The organism is Methanothermococcus thermolithotrophicus DSM 2095 (assembly GCF_000376965.1).
Lineage (GTDB): Archaea > AGJL01 > Methanococci > Methanococcales > Methanococcaceae > Methanothermococcus > Methanothermococcus thermolithotrophicus.
In genome coordinates this window covers 35,957-51,735 of record NZ_AQXV01000047.1, presented here as the reverse complement: position 1 = coordinate 51,735, position 15,779 = coordinate 35,957, and the positions used below count along the sequence as shown (strand labels likewise).

The window sequence follows — 15,779 nt, the reverse complement described above, 5'->3', positions numbered from 1 at the left end:
ATTTTATTTGTTTATTGTTTTTATTTTTCAAATACAAGCATAGATTACCAATCTCGAACCGATCACGTTTTATGATTGTTGTATATATTTAGATTTAATAATTTATAAAGATATTGTTTAGTCATGGTGTTAGAGACGGTTTTATCATGTTTTCCTTACAAATATTGTTTATTTTTTTGTTTATGCAACTGCATGTTCTTTATTTTAGAAAATAAAACCAATTATCAAGTCGCACGTCTTTATATATGGAGCTCCAGATCATAGGTTCGAGATAAAAAGTTTTAAATAATGGAAGATACAACCTTCTTTATAGGGAAATAAGGAAAATTCTTAACTGTTAAAATCAGACCATTGTGGGATGGAAATCTTTTTGTGTTCTCTCATTTAGTTCTTCCTTAGATTTTTTACGTTAAAATCAGACCATTGTGGGATGGAAATGAAATAAAATCTGACATTTTTTTTACCTCCTTTATTTGTTAAAATAAGACCATTGTGGGATGGAAATTTTGCAGTCGATAAATGTAATGGTGAAAGGGGAATTTCTGTTAAAATCAGACCATAGTAGGAAAATAGAAATATACCTACTCAACGAAGTTGAGTAGGTATCAGATTTGGGGATCCAACACCTCTCGACGAAAACCTGAAAGGTTTTCGTGAGTCTCGACAAAAATTCAAAGAATTTTTGTGAGTCAGCGAATCCTTTGGATTCGCTTCGACAGCAAATCGAAGATTTGCTTCGATTTATAAAGGGGTTGGAAATAAATGTCTTGTAGCAAATTCTTTTGCCCAGTATGTTATTATAAAGTCTGCTCCGGCTCGCTTAATGCTTAAAAGAGTTTCATAAATTGTGGCATCCCTATCAAGCCAGCCTTTTTCAGCTGCAGCTTCCACCATTGAATACTCTCCACTTACGCAATAGCCCCCAATTGGCACGTTGAAGTTATCTTTAGCCATTTTTAATATATCCAAATATGGAAGTGCAGGTTTGACAAGTATTAAATCAGCACCTTCTTCTATGTCCAACTCAATTTCTCTTAAGGCTTCCTTTGAATTTCCGGGATCCATCTGATAGGTTTTTCTATCTCCAAATTTAGGGGCACTTTCTGCAGCATCCCTAAAAGGACCATAAAATGCAGAAGAATACTTTGCCGCGTAGCTCATTATGGCAACATTTTTGTGGCCGTTTTCTTCTAAAACTTCCCTAATTTTTCTAACTCTTCCATCCATCATGTCAGAAGGAGCCACTATATCGGCACCACTTTCAGCATAGGATAATGCTATCTTACCTAAGATTTCAAGGGTTTCATCGTTTAAAATTTCATTATCTTTAACTATACCACAATGTCCATGAGAAGTATATTCGCACATACAAACATCAGCTATAACTAAAAGTTCATCCCCAAGTTCTTCCTTTATTTTTGAAATTGCCTTTTGAACTCCGCCATTCATATCGTAGGCTGAAGAGGCTACTTCGTCTTTGTATTTCGGAATTCCAAATAAAATAACGGCAGGAATTCCTAAGTCAGCAATTTCTTTAGCTTCTTCAACTGCTCCATCTACACTAAATCTGTATTGGTTTGGCATTGAAGATATTTCCTTCTTTTCATTAGCTTTTAAGTTCTCATCTACAAAAATGGGCATTATTAAATCATTCTTTGTTAAAATGGTCTCTCTTACTAAATCTCTCATTTTGTAGCTTTTTCTAAGTCTTCTTGGTCTCATAATCATACATATCCCACCGTTGGATAGGACGCCCAATATTTCAGTTTTGAGGCTTCCAGTTTTAAAATAATGTATCATAACGATATAGTTTAATATTTAATATATAAATAATATATTTCAAACAAATGAAATGATCTACGTGAATAAAAGGATAAACATGAGCGTATATAATATTTAATGGATTTGGGAAATATGGCGAAACTTTTACAACTTGCAGAATTTATTTCAAGAATATTTCCATTTTTAATAGTGTTTGCATGTATATTTATGTACGGCATTATGGATTTAATAGCTTTGGTGTTAATTCCGCTCGTAATCTGGCTATTGTGGGCAAAAATCAACGATCAAAAATGGGACATCCCAAATAGAAACCAGAGAGTAATTCCTTTAATTATTGTAGTTATATACGGTTTTTTAATACTAGCTTTTAGGCAGGATTTTCCTATCAAGTTTTACTTGGTAAATGTGGTATTTTTGTTAATAATTACAAGATTCTGGAAAATAAGTATCCATTGTTATGGTTTATCTGCAATAATAATAGCATTGATTAAATCAAACAATGTTTTAAATGGAAATCCATTATATTTTATAGTACCTATTTATTTTTTATTTTTAATAGCTACAATATGGTCCCGCTTGTATTTAAAAAAGCATACTCTTTTACAGGTTGTTTTGGGAACATTCTTTGGTTTTTTGATAAATTTGTGGTTTGTTTAATATTTAATTATAGTCATTCTATAAACTTAGGCACTATGGTATTAAAAAAATCCAACTGAAAAGACACTACCGAGCGAAGCGAGGTAGTGTATTGATTTTGGATCCAACCTTTTTAAAGGTTGGAGATATACTATAACAAAAAGAAAAAAATAAAAAATTATTCCTTAAATTTTTCACATGCGTCCTCAGCAACAATTGCCAAAGGATCTACCACCATTGAAACAGGAGGGGCATAACAAAACTCCATATTTGCGAGCTCTTCACATGTGGTTTCTTTTAATATAGCTATTGAAACTGCATCCACTCTTTCAGCTACTCTTTCCCCACCAATTATTTGGCAGCCAATAATTTTTTTATTTTTATCGCAAATTAATTTAATTTCAATAGTTTTTCCGCCAGGATAGTATCTGGCCCTTGTTAAAGCTTTAGCTCTTCCCACTATTGTTTCAATTCCATTTTGGTTTGCTGAAATTTCGGTATTTCCAGTTCCTCCAATTTCCAAGTCTCCTATTTTTGAAACCATTGCATTTAAAACTGGAGGGAACTCGGATTCTATTCCTACTATGTTTTTACCTGCGACTTTACCTTGTCTGACTGCAGTTGTTCCGAATGGAGACATTGTGTTTTGTTTTGTTACAAAATCAATAACTTCTACACAATCTCCTACTGCATATATGTTTGGTATTGAGGTCTGCATTTTTTCATTAACCTTTATTGCCCATTTTCCTATTTCACAGCCTGCTTTTTTGGCGAGCTCTATATTTGGCCTTACTCCTGTTGCCATGATAACCAAGTCAGCGTCCATTAATTCCCCATCTATAACTACACCTTCAACTTTTTCTTTCCCAACTATCTTTCCAACTGGTTTACCCATTATAAACTTTATTCCTTCATTTTCAAGGTATTTCATGACTTTTTCAGCCATGTCAGGATCTAAACCTCTTGGGAAAATTTGGGGGGCCATTTCAACAACAGTAACATCAAGACCTTTTTCTTTTAATCCGTATGCCATTTCTAAACCAATGGCGCCTGCTCCAGCAACTATGGCCTTTTTACAGTTTTTTATCCAATCTTTTATTTTCATACCGTCTTCGATGGTTCTTACTTTGAAGACTCCATCTAATGTAGCTCCCTCAATTGGAGGTATAAATGGCGTTCCACCTGTGGCTATAACGAGGTAGTCGTATTCAAGTTCTTTTTCTTCGCCGTTTAATGCATATTTTAATTTGTTTTCTTCTGAGTTAACATCTAAAACTTCTGCTTCGGTTATAACATCAATATTTCTGTTAGTTTTGTACTCCTCAGGTGTGTGCATTACAATATTTTCAAATGATTCAATTTCTCCACCTATAACATAAGGAATTGCACAAGGCGAATATGCGATATATTTTTCCTTTGTAATAACTACTATTTCCATTTCTTTATCGTATTTTCTTATCGTTGAAGCTGTTGTTAAGCCTCCTGCTCCACTACCTATTATTACTGTTCTCATTTAATTTTCACCTATCGTAAATCCAATATATGTTATATGTTCTGTGATTTAAATTGTTGATAGACTATACCTAAATAATATATATAATTTATGAACTTTAAAAAACTAAAATAAAAAATAATTAATAAAAAAATAAAAAATTAAAAGAAATTTTTATTATTGACCTAACTCTTTAACAATTTGGTCGTATATACTGAAGTTGAAAAGTATTTCATCTATTTTATTAGGGTCTTCAACACCTTTCAACTGACCGGTTGTTGATTTTTGTGCGTTCATAACATTTACAAACACATGTGTTCCTTTTTTAAGTGGTTCAGGGTTGGTGTAGAATTTAATGTTTGGTATTGAATACTCTTCCACTTCTTTGTCAGTTCCGAGCCATTCTGAACTTGCTTTTATTGCTAATTCATTATTTTCGTTAATTTCTTTTGTTGAGAGAACCATTAATTTCAACAATGACTTCACTGCAGCTTCTTTGCTTTCTAATGCGTTTTCAGATGCTACAACTACACAGCATGGGTGGTCTTCCCACATTCCTGCAGGAGGTAAGTCTTTACTGTAAACTATAGGTTTTCCGATGCCTTTTGTTTTTAAAACTTCAGGCATTGGTTCCCATGCTATTACTGCATCGAGTTCTTTTTGAGATAACATTTGTGGCATGGATTTTTGCCCTTTACAGTTTACCAATAAAACCATCGCACTTTTATCTTTTGAATTTTCAGTATATGTTATTCCTTCTGCTTCAAGTGCTTTTTTTATCATAACGTACTGTATTGAAACAGGTAATGGATGACCTATTTTCACTTGTTTTCCATTACTGTACTGTTCTTTTATCCATTTTACAAACTCTGGCCAGGTTTCCGCAGGAATATCGTTTCTAATTACAACTGCTGAACCTTCTCCCTGTAAAGCACTTATAATTTTTGCCTTATTTCCTTGGTCTATTGAGAATACTGCCGGTGGAACACCATTTAGCCCAATATCTATCTGACCTTGAGCTATAAGAGTCATAAGTTTTGCTCCACCTTCAACAACCTGTACCAATTCAACATCGGCTACTTTTTTGTCGTTTTCATAGAGCTCATATTTTTTCTTAGCTTCTACTTCTTTTAAGTAAACTCCATATTTTTCTTTGAATAAGTCTCCTTCTTTTGCAGCCACGAATAATGAGCTGTGGTGATCTGTCGGTAAGTAGGCAACTTTTAAAGTTGGTACTTCAGAACTTTGTTCTTGTGAGTTTCCGACACATCCTGCAAAAAGTAGGATCATGATGCATCCAATTAATCCAGATATCAGAGCGTATTTCTTAATAATAACACCCCTTAATGTTTTAATAGAAATTTAAACAAATAACTTAAATTATTCTTATAGTATATAAGATTTATGAATAACTAGTAATTTTTTCGTAAAATAGTAAAAAAAATGTCTTATAAGAAATTCCCGGAATATAATATTGCATGATTCAAGCATGATGAAAATTAAAAAACAGTTCCTTGTAACTCAAAATGGTTTTTCTGCTTTATTATGATTATGGGAATACCTGCCTCTAGAAGCTTTCTTTTTAGGTTTTTGTCGTTGGTACACACAACCACATTTTCATTTTCCATTGCATAGTTCATTATTTTTTCATCTGCATAGCTACCGACATCGTAGTCAGAAATTCTGTACCTTTCGATTAATTTCAAGGCAAGATTTGCAGAAAGTTTTTCACTACCTTTTAATTCCTTTTTAAGTTTTTTAAGTTCCTCCACAATACATTCTAAAATTACGACTTCATAACTACTGTTTAAAACCCTGCTAAGTTCGTAATCAAAGTTTATTCTATGCTTAAAAAGGTATATTAAGAAATTCGTGTCTGGAATTACGGTCGTTTGACGGTGAGTCATAATGTGCCTCCTAAATTTAACAAAAATATAATAATGATAATGATTTAGAATCTAATAAATAATCATAATCATTCACTTAAAATAAAAGAAATAAAAGTATATGATGTTATTTAATTTTAAACGATTTAGCACCATTATTGGCTGATTATCTTTGAGTCTTCCCCTTCTTTTTTAATAATTATCATGTTATCTGCAACCTGTTCTAGTTCTTGGTGGTGGGTAATGATTATCATTTGAGAGATAGTTTTTATATTCCTAAATATGTTTATTAGGTTCCTCCGTCTCTCCTCGTCAAGGTAGGCAGTAGGTTCATCTAAAATTATACACTCCACATTGTTACATACGGCTTTTGCTATTCCCAATCTTAAAGCAAGAGCTACTGCAATTTGCTCCCCACCGCTTAAACTTTTTACTGGAAGTCCATCTACAACTAAGCTGTAATCCTCAGTTAGTTGTATGTGACTGTAAGGTAGCTCGAAATCTTCAAATATTTCATTAGCATACCTCTGTATTAATGGAATGTATTTCTCCCTTAGGTATCTCTGGAAACCGTTTTTTGAAAATACCTCATTCCTTATTCTTTCCAGGTGATTTTTGAACTCAGCCAATTTATCTTTTTCTTTTTTCTTTTCATCCAATTCTTTTAGTTTATTTTCAAGGCTCTTTATTCTCTCATGACTCAATTTAATCTCAGATTTTATTACTTCAAGGGCTTTTTCTTTTTCAGTTAACTTTTGATATGTTTTTTCGTATTCTGATTTCATTTCCAAATGTTTTTCGGGAATATAGGAAAGATTCTGGATTTCCTCCATTAGTTCGTTTATTTTTGTTTTTTTAGTTTCCCGCTCTAAAGTTTTTTCTTTTAACATTTTGTCAATTGCATTTTCGAGCTCCGGTATTGGTATCTTGTAACTTTTTGAGTAGTTCTCAAGTATTGCAATTGAATTTTTGTAATTTTCATAACTCTCCTTATGATTTTCTTTCTCTTTTTCAGACTTAATCTTCTGATGTTCCCATTCTTTATACTGTTCCACAAATCCTAAAATTGAATATATTTTGTCTTTAATTTCTTTTAGCTCATAAGTTAATCTATCCTGTTCATCCATTAATCTCAAGATAGTTTTTAAATTATCCTTAGTTTTTTCCAGTTCTACTTTTTTTTCGTTAATTGTATTTATTGTATGACTACCAACTATAGATAGTATCTTATTTTTTTCGGATAACAGCTGTTTTTCATCTGAATCTTTTAGGCAGGCGAGGGAATAAATATATTTATCATGCTTCTCCTTCAAATTATCCATATTTTTTACAATATTTTCCAGTTCTTTAGGTAAATCCTTGTATTTTTCAAGTTCTTTTTCTACTTCTTCAAGTTTGGAACAAATTTCTTTGATATTATTGTTTATCTCCTGTAGGTAGTTATTTTTTTCTTTCAATCCTCCGTATATCTTTTTTAAATCATTCAACTGATTTAACTCTTTATTTATCGCTTCCTTCTGTTGCATGTATTTTTCCAGTTTTTTTTCAATATTTTTTAAGGACTCTTTTTCTTCTTCAAGTTCTATTTTATACTGGGACAGAAGTTCATTTTTCTTATCTTCAGTTATTTCTGATTGACATACTGGACATTTTTCCTGAGTCTTTTCGAGCTCCGCTACTGATTTTTGCAACTGTTTTATTCTACTTTCTTTTTCACCCCCTAATTTACTTAATTCATTTATTTTTATTTCTAAATCCTCTAATTCTTTTTGTAATTTATTTTCCAAGGATATTTTTTTCCCAATTTCTTCAAAACTTTTTAATTCAGCTTCAAGCTTTTTCTTATCATTTTTTTTCTTTTCCAGTTCCTTTTCCAATTCTTCTTTCTTAATAGCCAGATTTTCAAAATCCTTTTTCTTTGATTTAAGGATTTCAAATTCTTTTTCTACTTTTAAATACTCTTCATAGTATTTTTTAGTCTCATTCAACTGGTTTTTATGGTATTCTATTTTTTTCAGTTCTTTTTCAATATTTTCCAGTTCTTTAAGTTTGTCCTTTATATCTTCAAATTTTCTCAGTTCCAAGTCAATCGAGACTAATCTTCGATTTGTCGACTCACGAAACCTTTGGTTTCGTCGAGTATTGTTAATTTCTTTTTTTATTTTATTTCTCTCCCCGATATTCTGAACTACATTCTCGGCGTCCTTTAACATGTCTTTTAATTTTTCTTCGTTTTTATTTAGGTCTTTTTCAATACCTTCCAATTTTCCGATTAATTTACTATGTAGGTCGTAATATTGTTTGTAGTCTCTAATTTTATCTGAAAGTTCCTTAATTTCTTTTTCAAGTTCAATATATCTGATATAACCTTTTTCATTGTTATTTTTTATGTCATTGTGGTACCTAACTAACTTTAAATCCCTCTCGAGCCTGTTAATCTCACTTTTAATATTCTTTAACTCGCTACCTAACTCTTTTATTTTATTTTTTAGATTATTGTGTTTTTCCTTTTTAGTTTCACATTCTTTTAAAAGGTTGTATTTTTCATCTTTTAATTTTTCTAGAGCTCCCTTTTCTTCCTCAATAATTTTTTCATCTTTTTCCCTTTCTATTATTTTTACCCTGATCTCATCTATTTCATTTTTTATTCCGTCAATCTGTTTCAACTCTCCTTCAAGTTCTACAAGTTTGTTTTCAAATGTTCTTATTATTTCGCCCATCTGGTTGTATACTGCCCCATATTTTTCAATTCCTAAAAGTTTTCCAATGATTTCCTTTCTTTTTGCAGGTTCTATATGGATTAAACTTGATATTTCCCCCTGTTTTATGTAAATAGCATTGGAAAAAACATCGTCATCTATTTCTAAAATTTCTTCTACTTTTTTGTTTATTTCACTTGTAGATTCAGCAGAAAGTCTTCCATTTATATAGAGTTTATCTTCACTTTTCCCACTGTGTCTTTTTCTAACCACTTTGTAGGTATTTCCCCTAACTTCAAACTCAAGTTGGACAGAAAATGATTTTGCACCTATTTTTTTTAGATTTTCCAGTGTAAATCCCTTGCTCTTACGCCTTGGAGCAAATAGTGCAAAATTCATGGCTTCAAATATGGAAGATTTACCACTTCCATTTTGCCCTATTATCGTAGTGATTCCCTTATTGAATTCGATACAGGAATTTCTATGGCTTCTAAAGTTTTCCATTTTAATACTTTTTATAATCATATTCCCACCTAATACACCTATCCTATGTCTTAATTGGTTGAAAGTCCATAATTTATAAAAATTTATCTGCATGGTTTCTTTAAAGTTTAAATTTAAATTAAATTTAAAGTAGATTATTCCGTCAATCTTTCAAATGACTATACTCTTTTTTAAAATAGTCCTCAACATAGGGGAGACAGTCTTCATCGCCGTTTAAAACTTTTCGGTAAAGTTCATAAACAAAATCTACATCAAACTTTTTATTTCGAAGGTATTCTTTAAACACTTCATCAATATTTTCATTTATATTTACTATATGGGCAGATTCTTCGGAGTCCTCAAGAACATTTAACTTGTAGTACAAAGATTTTTCCTTTAAAATTTCGTTTAAAGTTTCGTAAAACTGTCTGGTGGTTTTACAATGTATCACTGGCTTTTTTTGATTATGGTTGTTTAGCGTGTTTAAAAATTCCTTAAGTTCGCTTTCACTTTTGATTTCCCAATCTATGATAAAATCTCTGCATTTAATATGTATGCTTTCGACATCGTTAATATCAAAATCTCCACTCATGTCCACCAAATAAAATCCTTTTCCATTTTTTTCATAGTCACGGTATTCATCGTAAGAAATAATTTCAGTTGAACCACTGTAGGCAAAAACTCCACTCTCCTCTCCGGCAGGTTTCAGCGCCCTTTGGTGGATATGCCCTCCTGCAAAATAGTCAAATTCCCCTGGAAAGTCATTTAGTTGTAATTCATACTCTGGAAGATATGGATAGACATTTTGGTGGAATAAAAGAATTTTCTTTTTGTAATCCTTTGATTCGTTGTTGATAATCTCAAGATTTGTATATACGTCACCTATTTTATTTTTCACAGTGTGGTTAATGCCTCCAATAAATACTTCCCCATCGTGAACATGAAACTTCGTTTTTTCTGTGAATACCCTTAAGTAACTCCCTAATACATTCTTTAAAATCTTAAATGGGGATCCTTTAGTAATTCTCTTGGGCTTATCATGGTTTCCATGTATTATATAGATGGGAATATTATGTTCTTTAAGTCTGGAAAATCCTTGCATAGCTGTGTATATTGCATTAATGGGTGGTTCGGGACCATCAAATAAATCACCGCTGTGAACCACAAAATCAGGCTTTATCTCTATTATTTTATCAATACATTGATTAAAAGAATCATATAGGTCTTTCTCCCTTTCGTCAATATTGTATTGCCTATATCCAAGATGATTATCAGATATATGTACGAACTGCATTATGTCCCCCTTTTGTGTTTTTATCTCAGCCTATCAAATATAATAAATATAATAATATAATCCCTCTATGTAAAATAATTTTTACTTCTAATTTTATTTAATTTTGTCAATTTCATGTAAATTTAATTTTAATGATAACATAGTTAGATCAAAATAAAATTATCATTACCTGTTTAACTTATTGATGCTGATGTACTGATAAAATATAACGTACTTCATATGAGTATGTACACATATTAAAACACAAATTATCAAAAGTGAAATCATGGAATTGGGATTAAAAATAGAAGATGCGCTAAAAGTAAACAAAGATTTAGAAAAATACGTTTTTTACAAGGATGGAAAGCCTAAAATAGATTTTAAAAATAAAGAGGCTTTATACCATTATAACAAGGCGATTTTGAAAGAATTGTTTAGCATAGAACTTGAATTTCACGCTGACGCCCTCATACCAACACCAATAAACAGATTCATGTTTGTGAAGAATGTATTTGATAAATTCAATGCAACCACGGAAGGTAATGGCATAAAAAAGGTTTTGGAGATTGGCACAGGCTCAGGGATAATTTCCATAATGATTGCAAAGTACTATGGGTGTGAGGTTTACGCTACCGAAACAATAGATGACTACATACGCCTTGCAACTGAAAATGTAGGGAGAAATAACCTATCCAACAAGATAAAAATAATTAATTCGAGGGGCAAAATAATTAATGGAATTGAAGAGTTAGAAAATGAAAAGTTTGACTTGATAATTTCCTATCCTCCGTTTTATGGGGTTAATTCCGTACCTTCAAAGAGGAGTTTTGGAGGAGCTCTTGCTACGGACGTGGAGTTAATAGGTGGTGGAAAGTATGGTGAAGAATTTTCTTTAAAAATCATAGAGGAAGGGATTAACTATCTAAATAAAAATGGATTAATAGCAATTATGTTCCCACACAAACCATTAGAACGAAGAATTTTAGTAGAAGATAAAATAAAAGAAGTGGGTTTAAAATTAGAAAAGGATGAAATAAAAACTGGGAAAAGAATAAGGCACATAATTAAGGGACGTCTTTGTAGTTGTTCTGCAAATGACTATGACTAACATTTGCCAATTTTTAGTAAATCGTTTTTTAGTGTAGTAGCACGTATAAAACAACGTCTATTTTTTATTATAATATTAAGCGATATTCTGTTTTCTAATTTTTTACCAATTATGAACCACTAATGATTATGATTTTAACCATATCTCCATTTTGTTACTAAAATCAATTAAAGACTTGTGAACGATCTAAAAAAAGATTAATTATGTTAAATTTCTTTAAGGTCCTTACAAATACAAAATTCGCATAATGAGTATTCGTTAGTTTGTCTATTTTTTACGGGGCAGTAATATTCTCCATTTTTTTTGGTGATTGTTAAACCACCTGGAAACCGTGTAGTTAAGGCGTGCAATGGTTTTTTAGCAATAAAAACCAAATATGGAACTACAATTTTTGATAGCTTCATGAAAGATTTTTCTTCAGGTATTCCTTTACTAAATCTGTCTATTCGTTCCAATAAATTTTTTAATTTTTCTTCTTCAATTTCAAAATTTTCTATTTCTTCTTCTTTTTTTCCTTTTATCTCCTTTAAGGTATCTAAAAAATATTCAATGGTGTCTTTCATATATCCTTCCTGGTAATCCTTAGGCAGATACTTCATCTCCTTTTCTAGATATATTCTAACATTCATTAAATCATATATACTGAATTCATGGGCCTTTGTTTTCAGCTCAGCAAATAGTCTCTTGCTGTTCATTTTTTCACTTTTTCACTTTTTTATATTAGTTAAACATATTTTCAACTGCAAAACATACAATAGCTACCAGTACGCCGCCCAATACCATTTTCAAACCAGCTAATACCAAGTTTTCCTTTGATAGTCTTCCAATAAATATTCCCAATCCAAAAAGTATGGCCAGGGTTACCAGTATAGCTACCAAAATGGCAGTAGTTGGTTTGAATAAGAAAAATGGAATCACTGGAACGATAGAACCAACCATTGTTGAAATTCCATCAATTACACCACTAAATAGGGTTTCATTTAATGCCTTTTTATAGAATAGAGTCTTCTTTAAGTAACCATCTTCTTTTAAGAGTGTTTTTTCCTGGAGCCCCCTTTGCCCTTCTAACATGGCTCTTTCTGCAGTTAATGCCCCTAAAATATTTGATATTCCGTTTGCCAATCCTCCACCAATCCCCGCGGCGATTATTATCGAAGGGTCACCACTACTGGCCCCTATTACCACACCTAATGTGGATAATGAACCATCAATAAGCCCTCTTATTACATACCTCATGTCAAATGTTCCCATTTTAAAACTCGATATAGTATCTTTTAAGCTCACCATATATCCCCTATTTTTAATTTTATTTTATTTACTTTTGTTTCACTTTTTAAACTTTATGATGGGACATATATTGTTGATTATATTGGCTTATCCCAGCCTATCATCGGCCACCGGCCATATTATATTATCTATAACACTCACTTCAACAATGTTATCTGCTTTTTTAATTAATTTATAACAGTCATCGCTTAGATTAAGAAGATGTAGTCTTTTTCCATATTGGGCATATCTTTCAGTAATATTGTTAATTGCTTCAATTGCCGAATGGTCACAGACCCGTGATTTTTTAAAATCTATTACAACATCATCTGGGTCATTCCGAAAATCAAATAAATCCTTGAATGATGTTGCAGATGCAAAGAAAAGGGGTCCATCAAGTCTATATACTTTTTTGTTCCCTCTCGTCTCTTTCTCGGCACGTATGTGTTTCCCATGCTCCCATGCAAATGCAAGAGCTGATACAATGATTCCCGCAAAAACAGCAATTGCTAAATCGTAAATTACAGTTATGGCAGATACCAATATGAGAATAATGGCATCTGATTTTGGAATTTGTCTAATAATACGGAAGCTCGACCATTCAAAAGTGCCTATAACTACCATAAACATCACACCAACGAGTGCAGCAAGTGGTATGAGCTCTATAAGGGATGACCCCCATACTACGAATATCAGTAGAAATATTGCAGCGGCAATTCCCGAAGCTCGTCCTCTACCTCCTGCCCGTACGTTAATCATGCTCTGGCCAATCATGGCACAGCCTCCCATACCTCCAAAGAAACCATTAACTAAGTTTGCTATACCCTGACCAACACACTCTTTGTTTCCTCTTCCCCGTGTTTCAGTGAGCTCATCAATAAGCCTCATAGTCATAAGGGATTCAATCAAACCTACAGCTGCAGCAAGTATTGAATAGGGCAGTATTGTTTTAAGAGCTTCCATTGTGAAAGGAATATTCGGAATGCTGAATGACGGTAATGATGCTGCAACAGTTGTTTTTGTTGGGTCGATCATCTTTACAAAGTCAAGTACTGTAAGAACTTCATAACCAGAATGGTTTAAAAAGTATGAAATAACTGTAACTACAACTATTGCTGCTAGTGTGGCAGGCACTGCTTTTGTAATCCTTGGAAGGAATCTGCTAATAATCATTGTTAGTGCAATGAGTGCAAACATAATTAACAGTGTTGGGGTGGGAAGCAGTGTTGCATCAGGTCCTGTACCAGTATAGAACTGTCCAAGTTGGGACATAAATATGATAATGGCAAGACCGTTAACAAAACCGAGCATGACAGGGTGTGGAATGAGCCTTACAAACTTTCCAACACGAAACAGTCCAAATAATATTTGAATTACACCCATAAGTGCAACTGCTGCAAAAAGGTATCCAAGGGCTTGATCCATCCCACCGATTTTTACCTGGGTTATTACCAATGGGGCAAAAATAACTGCCACAGCCCCAGTTGCTCCTGAAATCATCCCGGGACGACCGCCCAATACTGCCGCAATTAAGCCCATCATAAATGCTGCATAAAGTCCTATTTTTGGATCTACTCCAACCACAAATGAAAATGCAATTGCTTCTGGAACCAGCGCCAAGGCAACGGTTAGCCCCGATAATACATCATTTTTAAGGTTACTCGACTTCGGTATTACTAAATCCACTATTTTATTTTTCGCCTGTTCAGCAGTATTTGTTTGAATTTTTTTAATCATGTTTCCCTCTATTATTTCATTGTTTTATTAATATATTTTGTTGTATTTGATCTATTGTAATATCTGTAAAATCGTAGGTTTTCATAAAAATAAGAATAAATAAAAAACATCCTTAAAAAACAGTATTCGAAACAATCTCTTTATTTAAAAAGGAAAATGTCGATTCACGAAATTTTCGATTTTGAGTTTTGTCGGCATATGTAATTATTTAGTTTTATTTATTTTTCATTTATTCCAATAATATCAATTGCCATATCATAATTGATAAAATAATCGTCAAGTATGTTTTTTAATGAACCTACTGAATTTGTTTTTATCAATAATTTTAAGTTTCTTAAGTTTTTATCATAGGTAGTTTTTATAATCAACCCATCGGATACATCATCAACTTCTAAACTTTTAAATATTTCCTCACTTGCCGGAATTTCCATTTTAAATTCTATCATAATCTCCCATAAATTATTCTTCCTTAAATCAATATTACTTGGAGTATAAAATTTTAGAATTTGAACATTATCACATTATTCATTGGATTTTAAATCTAGCCCTCTCTTTTTTAGCTCATCATATACTTCTTCTGGAACTTCTGGACATTTTAGTGCATCTATGGCTTTTTCCCTATCCATTAGTCCATATCTAACCATGGCAGAGATTCTATCAAATTCAAAACTAAAACCATGTTTTTCGTGGAATTTTTTTAGTGCAGGACCGAGTACTAAACAGTTTGTAGTATATCCTCCGAGATTTGGTTTTGTCCATGGTAGTTTTTTTAAGATCTTGTATCTGTCTTCTTCAGTTAATCGGTAGGCAGCTAAAAGTCTAATCATCATTATTCCGCTTTTCATATTTCTAATTGCAGTAGTTCCAAATGGGAGCTCATGTCCTGTTACTATTTTATCAATGTTCATATCCTTTGCAAACTTCCATATCTCCCTCATATTAAATTCAGAACAACTTCTACATGGGGATTCTCCCTTTCCAATTGTCATTTTAAATAATTTAGTATAATCTCTATTTAAAACAACCCAATCAACATTTAAGTATCTCGTAATATTGTAGCAGTTTTCTAGGGCTTCCCTTGCTAAATAATTGTTATCCACAGTTACACAGAGAGGTTTTAACTTTAACTCTTCTTTTATTAAATATAGGGCCACCACACTATCTTTACCGCCTGATAATGCCATTATACAATCGTATTTTTTATTGGACTTTTGAGAAGATGATTTTAGGATTTCTTTGACTTCCTTTTTCATCTTTTCAAAATCTCTGGGAAACTTTAATGAGTTAATACATTCGGTACATAGTTTTTTCCCATTGTAATCTATTATCTTTCTGTTCTCACTTGTATGGAGACACATATCGCAGTTAATAATTTTAGAACTATCTGTTTTCATGATATCACGTTATATAATAGTTA

The 15,779-nt window shown here is 32.2% G+C and carries 13 protein-coding genes; 2 read left to right on the top strand and 11 right to left on the bottom strand.

What is annotated here, in order from left to right:
* Window positions 1-741: 741 nt before the first annotated feature.
* A complete protein-coding gene (hemB, locus tag F555_RS0104740) occupies window positions 742-1,728 on the bottom strand; it encodes a porphobilinogen synthase (protein ID WP_018154072.1) in 987 nt (328 codons plus the stop codon).
* Between the two features lie 186 nt (window positions 1,729-1,914).
* Between hemB and F555_RS0104735 the strand changes: the two genes are divergently transcribed.
* Window positions 1,915-2,439, top strand: coding sequence for a phosphoesterase PA-phosphatase (locus F555_RS0104735; protein ID WP_157205737.1), 525 nt, complete (start codon window positions 1,915-1,917; stop codon window positions 2,437-2,439).
* A gap of 157 nt (window positions 2,440-2,596) precedes the next feature.
* On the opposite strand, the gene F555_RS0104730 is transcribed toward F555_RS0104735, so the two are convergent.
* From F555_RS0104730 to F555_RS0104710, 5 genes are all read right to left on the bottom strand, one after another.
* Window positions 2,597-3,931 carry an FAD-dependent oxidoreductase gene (locus F555_RS0104730; RefSeq protein ID WP_018154070.1) on the bottom strand — a complete coding sequence of 445 codons (1,335 nt, stop codon included), beginning with the start codon at window positions 3,929-3,931 and terminating at the stop codon, window positions 2,597-2,599.
* A gap of 156 nt (window positions 3,932-4,087) precedes the next feature.
* A complete protein-coding gene (locus tag F555_RS0104725) occupies window positions 4,088-5,200 on the bottom strand; it encodes an ABC transporter substrate-binding protein (RefSeq protein ID WP_018154069.1) in 1,113 nt (370 codons plus the stop codon).
* 209 nt (window positions 5,201-5,409) lie between these two features.
* Window positions 5,410-5,817 (bottom strand): type II toxin-antitoxin system VapC family toxin, encoded by a 408-nt coding sequence (locus F555_RS0104720; protein WP_018154068.1) that lies wholly within the window; start codon window positions 5,815-5,817, stop codon window positions 5,410-5,412.
* Between the two features lie 134 nt (window positions 5,818-5,951).
* Window positions 5,952-9,020 carry an AAA family ATPase gene (locus F555_RS0104715; protein WP_018154067.1) on the bottom strand — a complete coding sequence of 1,023 codons (3,069 nt, stop codon included), beginning with the start codon at window positions 9,018-9,020 and terminating at the stop codon, window positions 5,952-5,954.
* A gap of 121 nt (window positions 9,021-9,141) precedes the next feature.
* Entirely contained in the window at window positions 9,142-10,272 is a 1,131-nt protein-coding gene (locus F555_RS0104710) for a metallophosphoesterase family protein (protein ID WP_018154066.1), read from the bottom strand.
* 265 nt (window positions 10,273-10,537) lie between these two features.
* Here F555_RS0104710 and F555_RS0104705 point away from each other — a divergent pair, with 265 nt between their 5' ends.
* Window positions 10,538-11,359: an RlmF-related methyltransferase gene (locus tag F555_RS0104705; protein WP_018154065.1), complete on the top strand. Its 822-nt coding sequence runs from the start codon at window positions 10,538-10,540 to the stop codon at window positions 11,357-11,359.
* A 206-nt stretch (window positions 11,360-11,565) separates the two neighbouring features.
* Here the strand turns inward: F555_RS0104705 and F555_RS0104700 are convergent, their stop codons facing one another.
* The 5 genes from F555_RS0104700 to F555_RS0104680 all read right to left on the bottom strand — a co-directional run bounded on the left by F555_RS0104700 (window position 11,566) and on the right by F555_RS0104680 (window position 15,756).
* The gene (locus F555_RS0104700; protein WP_018154064.1) at window positions 11,566-12,054 is read right to left on the bottom strand and encodes a DUF2115 domain-containing protein; all 489 of its coding nucleotides are present in this window, start codon (window positions 12,052-12,054) and stop codon (window positions 11,566-11,568) included.
* A 25-nt stretch (window positions 12,055-12,079) separates the two neighbouring features.
* Window positions 12,080-12,646 (bottom strand): TIGR00267 family protein, encoded by a 567-nt coding sequence (locus tag F555_RS0104695; RefSeq protein ID WP_018154063.1) that lies wholly within the window; start codon window positions 12,644-12,646, stop codon window positions 12,080-12,082.
* A gap of 87 nt (window positions 12,647-12,733) precedes the next feature.
* Window positions 12,734-14,362 carry a SulP family inorganic anion transporter gene (locus tag F555_RS0104690; RefSeq protein ID WP_018154062.1) on the bottom strand — a complete coding sequence of 543 codons (1,629 nt, stop codon included), beginning with the start codon at window positions 14,360-14,362 and terminating at the stop codon, window positions 12,734-12,736.
* 218 nt (window positions 14,363-14,580) lie between these two features.
* The gene (locus F555_RS0104685; RefSeq protein WP_018154061.1) at window positions 14,581-14,808 is read right to left on the bottom strand and encodes a KEOPS complex subunit Pcc1; all 228 of its coding nucleotides are present in this window, start codon (window positions 14,806-14,808) and stop codon (window positions 14,581-14,583) included.
* 75 nt (window positions 14,809-14,883) lie between these two features.
* Window positions 14,884-15,756, bottom strand: coding sequence for an adenine nucleotide alpha hydrolase family protein (locus F555_RS0104680; RefSeq protein ID WP_018154060.1), 873 nt, complete (start codon window positions 15,754-15,756; stop codon window positions 14,884-14,886).
* Window positions 15,757-15,779: the final 23 nt, after the last annotated feature.